Annotated in this window: 15 protein-coding genes; 7 read left to right on the top strand and 8 right to left on the bottom strand. The window is 72.8% G+C overall.

Translation table 11 applies throughout. The annotated features are described in order from the left end of the window. Positions 1-141 precede the first annotated feature (141 nt). Positions 142-5,589, top strand: a complete 5,448-nt coding sequence (locus E1212_RS22805) for a LamG-like jellyroll fold domain-containing protein (RefSeq protein ID WP_203417116.1) — start codon at positions 142-144, stop codon at positions 5,587-5,589. A gap of 86 nt (positions 5,590-5,675) precedes the next feature. Here E1212_RS22805 and E1212_RS22810 read toward each other — a convergent pair whose 3' ends face one another. Then, on the bottom strand, positions 5,676-5,888 hold the full coding sequence (locus E1212_RS22810) for a helix-hairpin-helix domain-containing protein (RefSeq protein ID WP_131986729.1): 213 nt from the start codon (positions 5,886-5,888) through the stop codon (positions 5,676-5,678). Positions 5,889-5,966: 78 nt separating this feature from the next. Here E1212_RS22810 and E1212_RS22815 point away from each other — a divergent pair, with 78 nt between their 5' ends. Beyond that, complete coding sequence (locus tag E1212_RS22815; RefSeq protein ID WP_162605593.1) at positions 5,967-6,347, top strand: DUF2255 family protein; 381 nt, start codon at positions 5,967-5,969, stop codon at positions 6,345-6,347. On the opposite strand, the gene E1212_RS22820 is transcribed toward E1212_RS22815, so the two are convergent. The 3 genes from E1212_RS22820 to E1212_RS22830 are packed head-to-tail and all read right to left on the bottom strand — an operon-like array spanning position 6,335 to position 8,672. Next, the gene (locus E1212_RS22820; RefSeq protein ID WP_131986733.1) at positions 6,335-6,781 is read right to left on the bottom strand and encodes a winged helix-turn-helix transcriptional regulator; all 447 of its coding nucleotides are present in this window, start codon (positions 6,779-6,781) and stop codon (positions 6,335-6,337) included. The two genes, E1212_RS22815 and E1212_RS22820, sit on opposite strands and share 13 nt — an antisense overlap. Beyond that, positions 6,778-7,488: an SDR family oxidoreductase gene (locus tag E1212_RS22825; protein WP_131986735.1), complete on the bottom strand. Its 711-nt coding sequence runs from the start codon at positions 7,486-7,488 to the stop codon at positions 6,778-6,780. The genes E1212_RS22820 and E1212_RS22825 overlap by 4 nt, the downstream gene beginning before the upstream one ends. Further along, entirely contained in the window at positions 7,485-8,672 is a 1,188-nt protein-coding gene (locus E1212_RS22830) for a thiolase family protein (RefSeq protein WP_131986737.1), read from the bottom strand. The genes E1212_RS22825 and E1212_RS22830 overlap by 4 nt, the downstream gene beginning before the upstream one ends. 76 nt (positions 8,673-8,748) lie before the next feature. Here E1212_RS22830 and E1212_RS22835 point away from each other — a divergent pair, with 76 nt between their 5' ends. Then, entirely contained in the window at positions 8,749-9,114 is a 366-nt protein-coding gene (locus E1212_RS22835; RefSeq protein ID WP_162605594.1) for a metallopeptidase family protein, read from the top strand. A gap of 365 nt (positions 9,115-9,479) precedes the next feature. Continuing rightward, positions 9,480-10,283, top strand: a complete 804-nt coding sequence (locus E1212_RS22840) for a hypothetical protein (RefSeq protein WP_131986741.1) — start codon at positions 9,480-9,482, stop codon at positions 10,281-10,283. Positions 10,284-10,290: 7 nt separating this feature from the next. On the opposite strand, the gene E1212_RS22845 is transcribed toward E1212_RS22840, so the two are convergent. After that, positions 10,291-11,169, bottom strand: a complete 879-nt coding sequence (locus E1212_RS22845; protein ID WP_131986743.1) for a phosphotransferase — start codon at positions 11,167-11,169, stop codon at positions 10,291-10,293. A 38-nt stretch (positions 11,170-11,207) separates the two neighbouring features. Between E1212_RS22845 and ligD the strand changes: the two genes are divergently transcribed. Continuing rightward, a complete protein-coding gene (gene ligD / locus E1212_RS22850; RefSeq protein WP_131986745.1) occupies positions 11,208-12,143 on the top strand; it encodes a non-homologous end-joining DNA ligase in 936 nt (311 codons plus the stop codon). A 42-nt stretch (positions 12,144-12,185) separates the two neighbouring features. On the opposite strand, the gene E1212_RS22855 is transcribed toward ligD, so the two are convergent. The 3 genes from E1212_RS22855 to E1212_RS22865 all read right to left on the bottom strand — a co-directional run bounded on the left by E1212_RS22855 (position 12,186) and on the right by E1212_RS22865 (position 14,095). Next, complete coding sequence (locus E1212_RS22855) at positions 12,186-13,352, bottom strand: FUSC family protein (RefSeq protein WP_203417117.1); 1,167 nt, start codon at positions 13,350-13,352, stop codon at positions 12,186-12,188. Between the two features lie 58 nt (positions 13,353-13,410). Next, positions 13,411-13,707, bottom strand: coding sequence for a GroES family chaperonin (locus E1212_RS22860; RefSeq protein ID WP_131986759.1), 297 nt, complete (start codon positions 13,705-13,707; stop codon positions 13,411-13,413). A 67-nt stretch (positions 13,708-13,774) separates the two neighbouring features. Then, on the bottom strand, positions 13,775-14,095 hold the full coding sequence (locus E1212_RS22865) for a DUF3618 domain-containing protein (protein ID WP_162605595.1): 321 nt from the start codon (positions 14,093-14,095) through the stop codon (positions 13,775-13,777). Positions 14,096-14,173: 78 nt separating this feature from the next. On the opposite strand from E1212_RS22865, the gene bcp reads away from it, so the two are divergent. Continuing rightward, on the top strand, positions 14,174-14,653 hold the full coding sequence (gene bcp / locus E1212_RS22870) for a thioredoxin-dependent thiol peroxidase (RefSeq protein WP_131986747.1): 480 nt from the start codon (positions 14,174-14,176) through the stop codon (positions 14,651-14,653). Next, the coding region (locus tag E1212_RS22875) for a hypothetical protein (RefSeq protein ID WP_131986749.1) at positions 14,650-15,478 on the top strand (829 nt) is incomplete at its 3' end. The genes bcp and E1212_RS22875, both read left to right, overlap by 4 nt.

Below are 15,478 nucleotides of genomic sequence, written 5' to 3' on the forward strand. Positions count from 1 at the left end.
GATGTGGACCGGAACGGCAAAATGTTCCACATCCGGGACAGAGTTCTTGACTCTGGACAATCGTGACCCCTATCGTCCGCGACAAGTGCCCGGTGCGGGGGGCCGGCCACGTGTCGCCGTCGTCGAACGATGGGGTTCCGAATGACCGAGCACAGAGCGTCAGCCCAGTCACGACTCGCCCGCTGGTTCGTGCGTCGATTCGCGCTGCTCCTGGCGCTGATCCTCGCCGCACCGGTCCTCACGGCCTTACCGGGGTCGGCCGCCGTCAGAGCGGCCTCGGAGCCCGGGGACACCACCCTGAACGTCCTGCTCTTCTACAAGCCCAACTTCCACGCCTCGCACGTGCAGGCGCGCCAGGCCGTGCGTGAGCTCGCCGCCGAGCTCGGCACGCAGTACGGCCAGACCGTCGAGATCACCGAGACCGACCAGCCCACGGTGTTCACCGAGGAGGGCCTGGCCGGCTTCGACACGCTGGTGTTCGCGCAGACCGGCGGCATCCTCTTCAACGACGCCCAGCGCACCGCCCTGAAGGAGTACATCCAGGGTGGCGGCGGCTGGATGGGCATCCACTACGCCGGCTGGTCGGCCGGCACGGTCAGCGAGCACGACGTCAACCCGTGGTATCTCGGTCTGCTCGGCGCGGTCTCCGAGGGTCACCCGGAGAACCCGGCCATCCGCTCCGCCACGGTCCGCGTCAGCGAGCCGGGCCACCCGCTGGCCGCGGGGCTGCCGGACTCCTTCGTCCGCAGCGACGAGTGGTACGACTGGAACGTCAACCCGGCCCAGAACGTCCGCACGATCCTCGAGGTCGACGAGACCACCTACACCGGCGGGCACCACGGCAGCAAGCACCCCGTCACCTGGTGTCAGGAGTACGACGGCGGCCGGTCCTGGTACACCGCCATGGGCCACGACGGCCCGTACTTCGCCGAGCCGGTCATGCGCACCCAGATCCGCAACGGCCTCGCCTACACCGCCGGCCTGCTCCCGGCCGACTGCTCGCCGCCTGCCAAGGACCACGCGGGTGAGTGGAGCCCCGTCACGCCGTGGCCGCTCATGGCGATCAACATGGCCCTCACACACGACGGCAAGATCCAGTCGTTCGGCAGCACGCCGACCGGCTGCACCGACGGCACCGCCTTCGACTGGAGCGGCAACGAGTGCGTCGCCCAGGGCGGGCAGTTCATGACCGACGTGTGGGACCCGGACGTGCCACGCACGCTGCTCAACCTCGCCGCCGGCCTGGTGCCCAACGGCACCTACACGGACCTGTTCTGCTCGATGCAGGTGCACGACCCGAGCCGCCGCGCGATGCTCACCGTCGGCGGCGACGACAGCCTCGGCGTCCGCAACGACCCGGTCAACGGCGCCGTCGGCGTCACCAGCTTCTCGACCCGGTCCGGGCTGCGCAATGAGGCTCCGATGAACGAGCCGCGCTGGTACCCGACCGGCACCGTGATGCCCAACGGCGACATCGTCGTCCAGGGCGGCAGCGTGCGCGGCGTCGCGGGTCCGGGCGTCCTCATGCCGGAGCGCTACAGCCCCGACGAGGGGTCCGGCTGGACGCTGCTGACCGGCGCCGAGAGCGCGGCCGCCTACGGCGACGGCGGCGGCGAGCTCGGGCCGGACGAGAACCGCTGGTGGTACCCGCGGGCCTTCGTCGCGCCGGGGAACGGCAACCTCTTCAACATCACCGGCACCCAGCTGTACGAGCTGGACCCGTCCGGCACGGGCACGCTGACCCTGCGCGGCCGCCTGCCCGAGAACATCGCCAACCAGGGCGAGCTGGGCAACCCCGTCGGCGCGACCTCGACCGCCGTCATGTACCGGCCGGGCAAGATCCTGCAGGTCGGTGGCGGCTGGTGGGGCAACGGCGGCGGCCCGGCCGGCGCCCGCGCCGGCTTCACCGTCGACCTCATGACCGACGGCGGCACGGCCGAGCCGGTGATCGAGGCGACCGAGCCGATGCGCTACCCGCGGCACTGGGCCAACTCGACGGTGCTGCCCACCGGCGAGGTGCTGGTCACCGGCGGCGGCAACCAGAACAACGGCGGCCAGGGCATCGCGACGGTGCCGGAGATCTGGAACCCCGACACCGGCGAGTGGACCAGCGACCTCAACCCCTACGCGCACGCCCGCCTGTACCACTCGACGGCGTTGCTGCTGCCCGACGGCCGGGTCATGATCGCCGGTGGCGGCGCACCCGGTCCGCGCAACTACACCGACGCGGAGTTCTACTCGCCGCCGTACCTGTTCGACGGCGACGAGCTCGCGGTGCGCCCGGACATCGTCGCGGCGCCGGACACGATCGGTTACGACGGCACCTTCGACGTCGAGGTCTCCGGTGACGTCGCCAAGGTGGCGCTGATCCGCAACGGCTCGGTGACCCACGGCTTCAACAACGCGCAGTCGTTCGAGGAGCTCGAGTTCGCCCGCACGAGCGAGGGCGAGATCACCGTCCAGGCGCCGGCCGACGGCACCTACGCGCCGCCCGGTGCGTACATGCTGTTCGTGCTCGACGCCGACGGCACCCCGTCGGTCGCGGAGATCGTCGAGATCGACCCCGAGACCGTCATGGACACCCGGACCCCGCTGGTCGACCAGTTCGAGTACCCGCGGGTGCCGGCCGAGTGGCGGGCCGAGAACCCGCCGATGACGATCGAGGTCGGTGCCGGCGACGGCCGCATGGCGCCCTGGTCCGTCGACAGCACCGTCGAGCTCGTGCGCGGCCTCGCGCCCGGCATGGGCGGGCTCGGCGTGGTCGGCTACCACCTCGACCTCGGCGAGTCCGGCAGCCTCACCCGGACCATCGACGACCTCGTGCCGGGCCGGGAGTACCGGATCTCACTGAGATACGCCCGCGACAGCAGGGTGTCGGTGCCGGCAGACGGCACCGTCAGCGCCGATCTGAGCATCGGGTCGCTCGACGCCACGATCACGGCGACCGCCGACGAGCCATCAGGCATCTCCGGGATCCCCAGACCGTCGACGTTCGGGACCTACGTCGGCACGTTCACGGCGACCGCGCGGTCCGAACCGCTGACCCTGACCGGGTCCGGGACCAGCGCCGGCGTCATCGTCGACGACCTCACCATCGTCGGCGTCGACCCCGGGGTCGAGGACGTGCCGATCCACTACACGCTCGACGAGGGCGAGGGCACGACGGCGGCCAACACCGGGCACCACGACGCGGCCGGCGCGGCGACCCTGACCGGCGCCGCCGGCTGGACGTCGTCGGGCGTGCACGGCGCGGCGCTGGACCTGCCCGGCGGCGACGCCGACTACGCCGACCTGCCCGACGGCCTGCTCTCCGGCGCCGAGGACTTCACGGTGTCGATGTGGGCCAACCCCGACTCGTTGAAGAACTGGATGCCGCTGTTCCAGATCGGCAACGGGACCGACACGTACTTCCTGCTCCAGTCGCAGACGCAGGCGGACGGCCCGACCGGCCTCGCCGCCACGTTCAAGGCCCAGCCCCCGGGCGGCGGCGCGGCGGTGGAGGAACGGCTGACACTCGGCAACGGGACCGACCTCACCCCGGGCGAGTGGACGCACGTGGCGTTCACCATGCAGGGCAGCACCGGCACCCTGTACCTGAACGGTGAGGAGGCGGGGACTCGCGACGACTTCTCGCTCGGCCTCGAGAACGTCGGGAACGGCGAGACGACGGCGGACAACTTCCTCGGCAACAACGAGTGGCCCGACCCGTCGTTCGCCGGCCTGATCGACGACGTGCGCGCCTACGACTCGGCACTGACGGCGGCGGACATCGCCGTCCTGCACGCCGACGGCGCCGCCGTCGCGACCACGACGAGCCTCACCGTGACGCCGTCGCCGTCGCCCTTCGGTGCGCCCGTGACCGTGTCGGCGACGGTGTCGGCTGACGGTGGTGCGGCCGCGAGCGGGTTCGCCGAGCTCTGGGTCGAGCCGGTGCGGCCGGACGACCCGGTCGACCTCAACCAGCGCCAGGGCGACCCCGTGGCCCTGTCCGCCGAGGGGACGGTGACCTTCCCGCCGGTGCAGCTGCCGGCCAGGGGCGACTACACGATCCAGGTGCGATACCTGGGTACCCTCGGCGAGCCCGGGACGCGGGCGTCGGAGGCGTCGGTGACGCACACCGTCGAGCGGCCGCCGCCGGGCGAGGGCATCCCGGTCCATTACACCTTCGACGAGGGCCAGGGCCGAACGGCCGCGAACTCCGGCACCGACCCGACCATCGGGGCGGCGACCCTGGGCGGCACGACGGGCTGGGCGACCGGCGGGCCCCGCGGCGGCGTGGTGACCCTGCCGGGTGGCGGCGCGACGACGGAGAACTTCGTCCGGCTGCCGAACAACCTCACCGCGTCGATGGAGGACGAGATCACGGTGTCGCTGTGGGCGCGGCCGAGTGCGCTGCCGAACTGGGTGCCGCTGTTCCAGATCGGCAATGGCACGGACACGTTCCTGCTGCTGCAGTCGCGGACGAACTCCGGATCGACCGGTTTCGGGGCGACGCTCAAGGCGCCCGGCAACCCGTTGCAGGAACGCCTCACGCTGGGCGGCGCCAACGACCTCACCGTCGGCGAGTGGACGCACGTCGTGTTCACGATGAGCGGCTCCACCGGCAAGCTCTACTTCGACGGCGAGCTGATGGGCACCCGGACCGACTTCACCCTGGGCATCGACGACGTCGGCCAGAACGGGAACACCACCAGCAACTACATCGGCAACAACGACTGGCCGGACTCCGCGTTCAGCGGCCAGGTCGACGACGTCCGCATCTACGCGCACGCGCTGAGCGACGAGGACGTCCTCGAGCTGTTCGAGGGCGAGCCGGCCGGACCGCTGGTCACGACGGCTGCGGCCGCACCGGCGGCCCCGGACGGCGCCGACGGCTGGTACGTCACGGCGCCGGCGGTCACGCTGTCGGCGACGGGCGGCACCGGCACGGTGACGACGGAGTACGCGTTCGGCTCGGGCGAGTGGACGGCCTACACCGGCCCGATCACCGTCCCGGACGGCGTGCACTCGCTGCGGTACCGGTCGTCGGACTCGGCCGGTGTGGTCGAGGAGGAGAAGACGCTCGACCTGAAGGTCGATGCGACGGCGCCGTCGTCGGTGCTGACCGGGGTCTCGGACGGTGCCTCGCACGGGCTGCACGAGATCCTGTCCGTGACGGCGTCGGGTTCCGACGCGGGCTCGGGTCTGGCCTCGTTCGAGCTGCTCCTCGACGGCGAACCCGTCGAGTCGCCGCTGACGCTGGATCTGGCCGCGCTGCTCGCCGGCTCGCACTCGCTGTCGGCGGTGGCGGTCGATGCCGCCGGCAACGAGACCGCGCAGACGGCCGCCTTCACCGTCGTGGTCTCCTTCGACACCGTCGGCTCGCTGGTCGAGCGGTATCGCATGGACGGGCTGGTCACCAACAGCCAGCGGCAGCGGATGCTCGCTCACCTGCAGACGGCGGAGGCCGCGGCCGGCCGCGGCCAGGTCAGGCAGGCCGACCAGGCCGTGCAACGGTTCGCGTCGGAGGCCCTCGGCGTCATCGACGCCACGGCCAGGTCGAGGCTGCTGACCGCGGCGGAGACACTGCGCGACCAGCTGAGTCCGTAGTCGCCGCTCGGCTCGGCTGAAGGGACGGCCCCGCCGTGGCCCGGGAACCCTCCGGGCCCGGCGGGGTCGTCCTGCCGGGTGCCGATTCAGGAGCCGAAGGACAGGCCGCGCTCCTCGAGCTCCTCGGTGAGGATGCGGATCGCCTTGGGCCCGACGCCGTGGATGGCGAGCAGCTCCGCCGGCGTCACCGAGGTGAGCTGGTCGTAGCGGGTGTAGCCGTTCAAGGCGAGCTCGCGGCGGGCGGTGCGGCCCAACCGCTGCGGGTACTCCGTCGGGACGGGCGAGTCTTGGGGAGGCACGGGTCGATGGTAGGAGCCGCCCCCGACAACCTCCGGTCTTGCCGGCATAGCCGCGCCCCGCCCGCGGTTGAGCAGATCATGACCCAGACCAGTGCAGCACTCGACCACCTCGCGCGCACCGGGACGGTGCGGCTCGCGACCACGACGCGGGACGGGCGCGAGATCGTCACCAAGGTCTGGGCCGTCGTCGTCGACGGGCAGGCCTACATCCGCAACGGCTACGGCGACTCGTCGCACTGGTACCGGCGGATCCAGCGGACGAAGACGGCCGCCTTCATCGACGGGCCCAACCGCTACGACGTCACCGCCGACGACGTCGGCGACGAGGCGACCAACCTGCGGGTCGACGACGAGTTCCGCCGCAAGTACGCGGGCAGCGGCTCGTCGCTGCGGCTGATGATCTCGCCCGAGGTCCGCACCTCGACGATGCGCGTCACGCCCGTCGATCAGGCCGGCTGATCGACACCGCCGAGGCGGAGCAGGCGCGACCGGCCCGCCTCCACCGGCTCACCGCACGATGCGCAGACGGCGCAGACGCGCAGTTCAGAGCCACACGAGTGCTCCCACACCGTCGGCGGCGGGCCCTGCGTCACGTACTCGTCGCCCCATTGCATGAGTGCGAGCAGAATGGGCCGCAGCGCCCGGCCGGACTCCGTCGGGAGGTACTCGAAACGGCGCGGGTGCTCGTCATAGAGCCGCTTCTCCAGGACGCCGGCATCCACCAGCGTGCGCAGCCGGGCCGCCAGGATGTCGCGGCTGGCGCCGGTGTTGGCCGCGATCTCGTCGAACCTGAGCCGGCCCAGCAGCACCTCGCGCAGCACCAGCAGGCTCCATCGCTCGCCCACGACGGCGAGCGCGTTGGCGATGGAGCACTCGGCGACGGCACGGGTCACGACGGCGCCAGCTGCGGATAGAGGGCACCCACGTCGGCGGCCAGCCCGGCCTTGACCCCGCGTGTCACGTCGTCGACCAAGACCTCGAACCGACCGGCCTCGACGGCGTCGAGCGCGAGCCGGGCGACGTCGGCGGGCGAGGACTTCGGGGCGTCGACGCCGGCGGCCATGTCGGTGTCGATGTAGGCCGAGTGCAGCCCCGTCACGCCGATGCCGCGGTCGCGCAGCTCGAGCCGCAGCGAGTTCGTCTGCGACCAGAGTGCCGCCTTCGACGCGCTGTACGAGCCGGAGATCGCCAGCCACGACAGGACGGAGTGCACGTTCAGCACGTGCCCGCCGCCGTTGGCGGCGATGACCGGCACGAACGCCCGGGTCACCCGCAGCGGCCCGTAGAAGTTCGTCTCGAACTCGCGCCGCACGTCGTCGACCGGCGAGTCGAGGAAGGAGGCGCTGACCAGCCCACCGGCGTTGTTGACCAGCAGCCGCACGTCGCCGGCGGCCGCGGCTGCCGCCGTCACCTCGTCGTCCGACGTCACGTCCAGCTCCAGCGGGACCACCCGCGCGTCGTCGACCACGACCGTCAGCGGGTCGCGCGCCGCCGCGTAGACCTTCGCCGCGCCGCGCGCGAGCAACGCGTCGACCAGAGCCTTGCCGAGGCCGCGGTTGCCGCCCGTGACCAGGGCGACGGTTCCTTCGATGCGGGTCATGACGATGTGTCCAATCGTTCGATGATGGTGGCGTTGGCGAGGCCGCCCGCCTCGCACATGGTCTGCAGGCCGTAGCGGCCGCCGGTCTGCTCGAGCACGGAGAGCAGCGTCGTCATGAGCCGGGCGCCGCTCGCGCCCAGCGGGTGTCCGATGGCGGTCGCGCCGCCGTTGACGTTCACCTTCGCGGGGTCGGCGCCGGTCTCGTCGAGCCAGGCCAGCACGACGCTGGTGAAGGCCTCATTGACCTCGAACGCGTCGATGTCGGCCGGCGCCAGGCCCGCGCGCCGGAGCACCTTCCGGGTCGCCGGCACGATGCCCATGAGCATGAGGAGCGGGTCGTCGCCGACGACGGCGAACGAGTGCAGCCGGGCGCGCGGGCGCAGCCCGAGCCGCCGGGCGGTCTCGGCCTCGACGATCAGCAACGCGGCCGCGCCGTCGTTGACCGGCGACGAGTTGCCCGCGGTGACCCGCCAGTCGATCTCGGGGAACCGCCGCTCCCACACGTCGGCCCGGAAGGCCGGCTTCAGCCCGGCCAGCACCTCGGCCGAGGTGTCCGGCCGGACCGACTCGTCGACGGCGAGCTCTTCGGCCCCGCCGACCGGCACGACCTCGCCGTCGAACCGGCCGTCGCGCCAGGCCGCCGCGGCCCGCTGGTGACTCGTGACGGCGAACTCGTCCAGCCGCTCCCGCGGCAGCCCGTGCCGGGCGGCGATGAGCTCGGCGCTGACGCCCTGGGGCACCAGCCCGTCCGGGTACCGCGCCGCGACCCTCGCGCCGAGGAAGTCCCGACTCGCGGCCTGCGAGCCGATGGGCACCCGGCTCATCGACTCCACACCCGACGCGACGGCGATGTCGTAGGCGCCGCTGAGCACGCCCTGCGCGGCGAAGTGGACCGCCTGCTGACTGCTGCCGCACTGCCGGTCGACGGTGACGGCGGGCACCGACTCGGGGAAGCCCGCGGCCAGCACGGCCCACTGTGCGGTGTTCATGCTCTGCTCGCCGATCTGCCCGACGGCGCCGCTCACGACGTCGTCGACGGCGGCCGGGTCGAGGCCGGTGCGATCGACGAGCGCCCGCAGGACGGTGGCATGCAGGTCGACGGGGTGCACGGCCGCCAGCGCGCCGCCCGGCTTGCCCCGCCCGAGCGGTGTGCGGACCGCGTCGACGATCACTGCTTCTCGCATGGCGACCACTCTAGCTGGTGAGTTGGAAAACACAACCCACCTGCCGTCCGGATCGCTCCGGCATAGACTCGACGCCGTGGACGCCGACTCCATCGACCTCGACGCGTTCGAACGCATGGTCACCGAGGCCCTCGAAGAGCTCCCCGACTGGGTGCGGGACGCCGTCGACGGCATCGCGATCATGGTCGACGACGAGCCGCCCGCCGACTGGCACGGCCGCGGCCTGCTGCTCGGCCAGTTCCACGGAGTCGCGCGCACGCGCATCGGCGGGCGGGTGCCGGGCAGCCTGCCCGACCGCATCGAGCTGTACCGCGTCCCGATCCTGAAGGTCAGCCGGACGGCCGACGACGTCGCCGCGCGGGTGCGCAAGGTGCTGGGCCACGAGATCGGGCACGCGTTCGGCCTCGGCGAGAACCGGCTGCGCGAGCTCGGCTGGTACTGACGGGCGGCGCACATGCGCCCGCACATGCAGCGGCAGGACGTCCCCGCCGGGCGCGGGCTGCAGCCTCATGAGACTATGTTTACCCAGGCCAGGGGCCCCATGCCGCAAGACCGAAGGCCTGTCTACCGTCCGAACGGACCACCTTCGGGCACTGAACTGACGAAATATCCCGAACGGCTTTTACCGCCTCCGCGACGCTGAGTAGGGTTACGCAACTGGGGGGCGATCTGTAGCGGCTTCGTGCGATTTCGCCAGGTCACCCCCGGGAGCCAGAAAGGACCCGGTCGATCAGCAGGGCGCGGCAAGAGAAGTCCACGGGACGCCGGCGTGGCCACGGAGCCAGGTCGAGCGGTCCGCGCTTCGGTGTGTCCCGCCCCTCCTTCGCCGGCCAGGTCGTCGAGAAGGTCCGCCGCTACCCCGTCGTCATCGTGTGCGCGTTCGCGGCCACCCTCGGCATCACGCTGGGCAACATGCTGGTCCCGAGCATCGACCACGCGCTCGGCATCGACGAGCTGCCGTCCGGCCCGCAGATCATCGCCTCGCCCGGAGACGAGCCCGGCTCGCCCACCGGCACGGGCGACCCGTCCGACGAGCCCTCCGAGGGCGACGGCGACGACGGCGGCTCCGCCTCTCCCGGCGACGAGGACGAGGGCGACGACGGCGGCAGCGGCGGCACCGAGGGCGGCCAGTCCGGCGGCGACGACGGCCGCGACCCGTCCGACGAGCCCGGCACGCAGCCGGGTGACGGCGACGGCACCGACTCGTCCGACGAGTCCGGCGAGACCGAGACCGACGGCCCCGGCGACGACCCCTCCGGCGACGGCTCGCCGTCCGAGCAGCCCGGCGGCGACTCCACCGAGGTGCCGGGGACCGACATCCCCGGCCGGCCGAGCGGGTCTCCGTCGTCCGGCGACGACGATGACGACGAACCGGCGCCCACGGACTCCCCGACGGCGGGCAAGCCGACGCAGAACCCCGCCGACGACGAGCCCGACGAGGACGAGGACGACAACGACGGCCTCTGCCTCGAGATCGACCTCTCGCCGCTCGAGCTGGCGCTCTGCCTGCTGGGCGGCGGCCAGGCCAGCCCGTCGCCGGTCCCCTACGCGCCGAGCCCGACACCCACCGCCACGGCCACGCCGGATCCCGAGACCCCGCCGGCGCCCTGAGCTCGGCTCAGGCGAACGTCCGGTCCAGGTGGGCCAGGCCGAGCCGCGCGTACTCCGTCGCGCCGCTCGTGAGCCCGTACGCGATGTCCTCGAGCAGCGCGCACCGCGCGTAGAACGCCACCCGCCCGGGGTCGACCGCGTCCGGGTCGCCCGTGTAGGCGGCGGCGATCCGCTCGAACACGGCGGGGCCGAGGTCGCGGTAGAGCCGGGCGAGGTCGACGGCGGGATCGGCGACCGCCGCGTCGCTCCAGTCGATGACGCCGGTGATCGCGGCGCCGTCGACCAGCAGGTGCTCCGCGCCGAGGTCGTTGTGGCAGAACGTCAGCAGCGTCGGCCCGGCCGGCGGCGCGGCGGCGAGGAACGCCTCGATCCGAGCCCGGTCGGCGGGGTCGACGGCGACGGCCGCGGTCTCGTACGACTCCGCCGCGTCGGCCAGCCACTCCTCCGCCGGGGTGTCGTCGACCTCGACCAGGGCGGCGAGTGAGCTGCCGCCGTCGCCGCCCGGTGTCACCTCGCCCGGTGCGACATGCAGGCCGGACAGGAACTGCGCGAGCGGGCCGGCCAGGGCGACCGGGTCGGCGACGGGGTTGAGGTGCAGCGGGGCGCCGGGCAGCCGCCGGTAGGCGAGGATCGCGGTCGGCTCGTCGACGAACACCGGCTCCGGCACCGGGAGGCTCGACACCGCCGCGACCGCCGCCAGCAGGTCCGCCTCGTGCCGCGCCGCCGCGAGCCGTTCGGCCATGGTGCCCGCGCGGGCCCGCCGGAGGACGAGGTCGCCGCCGACCTCGTAGGCGATGTTGTCCAGACCGGCGCCGAGCGGCACGACCGGCGCGCCGTCGTATCGGGGCTGGTGGCGGGCGAGCGCCGCGCGGATGTCGTCGAGCATGCTGGCGAACCTACCCGGCGTCGGCAAGACTGCAGGACATGCCGAGCAAGGTGACCGTCGATGTCGAGGGCCGCACCCTGGGGCTGAGCAACCTCGAGAAGGTGCTCTACCCGGAGACCGGGACGACCAAGGGCGAGATCATCCAGTACTACACCCACATCGCGCCGGTGCTGCTGCCGCACCTGCGCGACCGGCCGGTCACCCGCAAGCGCTGGCCCAACGGCGTCGAGGAGGCCAGCTTCTTCGAGAAGAACGCCCCGCGCGGCACGCCCGACTGGGTACGGACGGCCGAGCTGCCGTCGCCGGGCAGCACGAAGGACCGCGAGACCGTCGTCTACGTCATGACCGACGAGCTCGCGACGATCGTCTGGCTGGCCAACCTCGCCGTGCTCGAGCTGCACGTCCCGCAGTGGACCGTCGACGCGAAGGGCAAGGGGACCAACCCGGACCGGCTGGTCGTCGACCTCGACCCCGGCGAGCCGGCCAACGTCATCGAGTGCTGCCGGGTCGCGCTGCTGCTCGGCGAGCTGTTCGACGACGCCGGCCTGCCGTCGTACCCCAAGACCAGCGGCTCCAAGGGCATGCAGATGTACGTGGGCCTCGACGGCTCGGCCACGGACGACGAGGTCAGCGCGTACGCCCGCGGGCTGGCGCAGCGGCTCGAGCGCGAGCACCCGAAGCTGGTCATCTCGCGCATGGAGCGCGCGGCCCGCGGCGGCAAGGTCTTCATCGACTGGTCGCAGAACAACGCCGCCAAGACGACGGTCGCGCCGTACTCGGTGCGGGCGAGGACGCGGCCGACGGTGTCCACCCCGGTCACCTGGGACGAGGTCGAGCAGGGCGCCCGGTCGACGGCGCGGAAGCGGCTGCCGCTCCAGTTCGACATCGACGACGTGCTGGCCCGGGTCGACGAGGACGGCGACCTGCTCGCACCCCTGCTCGACGAGGCCTACGCCCTCCCCGAGCCCGGCTGACGGCGCTCCTGCACTCCCCTGGCAGCTGAGCGCCACGATCGCTCAGCCGTAGCTGACCGGGCCCTCGGGCAGGCCGGGCAGCAGCGACAGGACCTCGTCGCGGGTGAGGCCGGTCGCGAGCAGGACGTCGACCGCCAGGGACCGGATCTGCGCGATCACGATCTGGCCTGCGAAGCCGCCGGTGTGCTCCAGCGCCTCGGTCGCCATGCGGGCGGCCTCGACCGCCGACACCCGGGCCTCGCGGGGCTCGTCGTCGCGTTCGAGGTCGATGCGGAGCAGCCGGACGGCGCCGGCGAGCGCGCGCATCGACTGCGGCAGTACCTTCGGGACCGGCTCGTCGCGCTGCAGGAGGCTGATGACGTGCCGGCACAGGACGCGGGTGTTGCGGGTCATGTGGTCCAGCGGCGTGGCGACGTCGAGGTAGGCGGCGAGGTGGCCGCGCTTCTGCCAGCGCACCGGCGCGATGCGGGCGACCTCGTTGGCGCCCTCGAGCGCGGAGTGCATCGAGTCGACGTCGGCCTGGGTCTCGCGGGCCCGCTCCAGCGCTTCCGTGGCCATGGCGCGGTCGTGGCCGGCCAGGGCGTGGGCCCCGGACTCGAGCACCTCGGCGACGGTGGTGAGCAGCGGGTCGATCTGCCGCCGCGCGGCCGACACGGGGTTCAGCGGCAGCAGCACGATGCTGATGACCAGACCGACGCAGCAGCCGATCAGCGCGTCGACGAACCGGTCCAGGTTGAGCCCGCCGGGCTCGGCCGGCGCCAGCGCGACGACGAGGACGGCCGACGCCGCCGCCTGGGTGACGATCAGCGGGCCGCCGTTGACCAGCACCGCCGCGATCATGGCCAGCGCGACCACGAGCGCGAGCTGCACGACGCCGCCGCCGATCCACGACACCAGCAGGTCGCCCACCAGCACGCCGACCGCCACGCCGCCGACCAGCTCGAGCACCCGGGGCAGCCGCTGCCCCAGCCCGCCGCCCAGGATGATCAGCGCCGCGATCGGCGCGAAGAACGGCTGCGGGTGGTCGATGGGCGGGATGGTCGCCAGCCACCAGGACAGCGCGGCGCCGATGGCCGACTGCACGATGGGCAGCGCAGTGAGCCGGACCCGTCGCAGCCGGGTGCCGGCGCTCTCCTTGGACCGCTGCGCCAGCGCCTCGAGCGCCTCCTCACGCCGCTGCGGTCGCGAGTTCTCGGGCGCTCCGGGCACACCCCGATGGTAGGCCCGAGCCGGCCCCACGGGGACCGCAGGCTGACGCCGTCGTCGATCAGAGATAGAGGCCGGTCTGCCCGTCGGTGAGCCGCTCGGAGGCGATGGCGTGCAGGTCGCGCTCGCGCAGCAGCACGTAGGTCTCGCTTCGCACCTCGACCTCGGCCTTGTCCTCGGGGTCGAAGAGGACGCGATCGCCGATCTCGACCGTGCGGACGTTGGCTCCCACCGCCACGACCCTCGCCCAGGCCAGGCGCCGGCCCATGGCGGCGGTCGCGGGGATGACGATGCCGGCGGACGAGCGGCGCTCGCCGTCCTCGCCGTCCTGCGAGACCAGCACGCGGTCGTGCAGCATGCGGATGGGGAGCTTGTCGGGGTCCTGGGAGGTCACAACAGTAGAGGGTACGTCCGGATCGGGAGTGTCAGCGCCGCCGTGCCCGCCACATCAGCACGCCGAGCACCAGCACCGCACCCGCGACCGCGCCGACGACCTCGAGCCGCGGGCTGCCCTCGGGCGTGGTGATCCGCGCGCGGATGCCCGCCGTACCGTCCTTGACCAGCCGCGACGGCGACAACCGAGCGGTGAGCTCGTCGATGTTCGCGGCCAGCCGCTCGGTGCGGGCGGTGATGTCCTGCTCGATCTGGCGGGCTGAGCGTGGGCGCTTGTCGAGCTCGGCCTGGACCTCGGGCGCCAGCGGCACCGGCTGGCGCGAGGCGGGCAGGACCGGTTCGTTCGCGGTCACCGGCACCTCCTCAGTCCGTGGATCGTTGGGATCTACCGTACCGATGCATGGCTCCAGACGGACGGATACGGTGTGACCGTGACTGACTCGCGACTCTCGCCGGGCGACGCCGCGCCCGAGTTCACCCTCCCCGACGCCGACGGCAACCCCGTCTCGCTCTCGTCCTACCGGGGCCGGCGGGTCGTCGTGTACTTCTACCCCGCCGCGATGACTCCGGGCTGCACCACGCAGGCCTGCGACTTCCGCGACAACCTCGCCTCGCTGCAGGGCGCCGGGTACGCCGTCCTCGGCATCTCGCCCGACGCGCCGGCCAAGCTGGCGACGTTCCGCGAGCGCGACCACCTCACCTTCCCGCTGCTGTCCGACGAGTCCCGCGGCACGCTCGAGGCCTACGGCGCCTACGGCGAGAAGAAGCTGTACGGCAAGGTCGTGCAGGGCGTCATCCGGTCGACGTTCGTCATCGACGCCGACGGCAAGGTCGAGAAGGCCATGTACAACGTCAAGGCGACGGGGCACGTCGCCAAGCTCCGCCGCGACCTGGGGCTCGACGCGGCGTGACACGTGCTCGCCTGCGCCTCGCCCTCGCCGTCGCGCTGATCGTCCTCGGCACTCCGCTGCTGCTCGCCGGCGCGGCGGCGGCCGTGTACGTCGGCCCCGACGACACCGTCGAGTACGCGCGGGCGCCGGTCAGCGGCGAGGGCTCGGTCGTGGCGACCGACGTGGGGGTGGCGACGGTCACCGGCCCGGTCCTGCACGTCAGCGCCCGGTCGGCCGACGGCGGCGAGGTGTTCGTGGGCGCGGCGCACCGCATCCACGTCGACTCCTACCTCGACGGCGTGGGGCAGCAGACGGTGACGGCGGCCGACCTGCGCGGCGAGATCACCTCGACGCCGGTCGCCGGCGGCGCGGCGCCCGCGGCGGCGCCCGGTGAGCTGGACTGGTGGGAGGAGAGCGACTCCGGGCCCGGCTGGCGCGGGGTGGCGTACGAGCTGACCGACGAGCCGGTGCGGGTCGTCGTCATGTCGCCGTCGGCGACGGGCGAGCCGCTGGACGTCGAGCTGTCCTTCGGCGCCGAGGTCGACGGCTTCTTCGTCACCGCCGTCCTCGTCGGGGTCGGCGGGCTGCTGCTCGTGGCCGGCGGCGTGCTGCTCATCTGGCTCCCCCGGCGACGGCGGAAGCGGAAGCCGGCGCTCGTCCCCGCCCCGAAGAACGATGCGGCCCCGGCGAAGAGCGAGCCGGACACCGTCGTCGATGAGAAGCCCGCCGAGCCGTCGGAGCCCTCCGATGATCCGGAGCCGCCCGAGGACGCGGAGCCGGCGAAGGAGAAGGTCGCGACCGTCACGCCGCTGCCCAAGCGGCCCTTGCCCAAGCGCACCCCGCCCC

It is taken from the genome of Jiangella ureilytica (assembly GCF_004348545.1).
Lineage (GTDB): Bacteria > Actinomycetota > Actinomycetes > Jiangellales > Jiangellaceae > Jiangella > Jiangella ureilytica.

Coding starts and splice junctions, on each gene's coding strand:
- E1212_RS22815 (WP_162605593.1), top strand. CDS start 5,967: ATGACCCAGACCAGTGCAGCACTCGACCACCTCGCGCGCACCGGGACG.
- E1212_RS22825 (WP_131986735.1), bottom strand. CDS start 7,488: ATGACCCGCATCGAAGGAACCGTCGCCCTGGTCACGGGCGGCAACCGC.
- E1212_RS22845 (WP_131986743.1), bottom strand. CDS start 11,169: ATGCTCGACGACATCCGCGCGGCGCTCGCCCGCCACCAGCCCCGATAC.
- ligD (WP_131986745.1), top strand. CDS start 11,208: ATGCCGAGCAAGGTGACCGTCGATGTCGAGGGCCGCACCCTGGGGCTG.
- E1212_RS22830 (WP_131986737.1), bottom strand. CDS start 8,672: ATGCGAGAAGCAGTGATCGTCGACGCGGTCCGCACACCGCTCGGGCGG.
- E1212_RS22860 (WP_131986759.1), bottom strand. CDS start 13,707: ATGCTGCACGACCGCGTGCTGGTCTCGCAGGACGGCGAGGACGGCGAG.
- E1212_RS22805 (WP_203417116.1), top strand. CDS start 142: ATGACCGAGCACAGAGCGTCAGCCCAGTCACGACTCGCCCGCTGGTTC.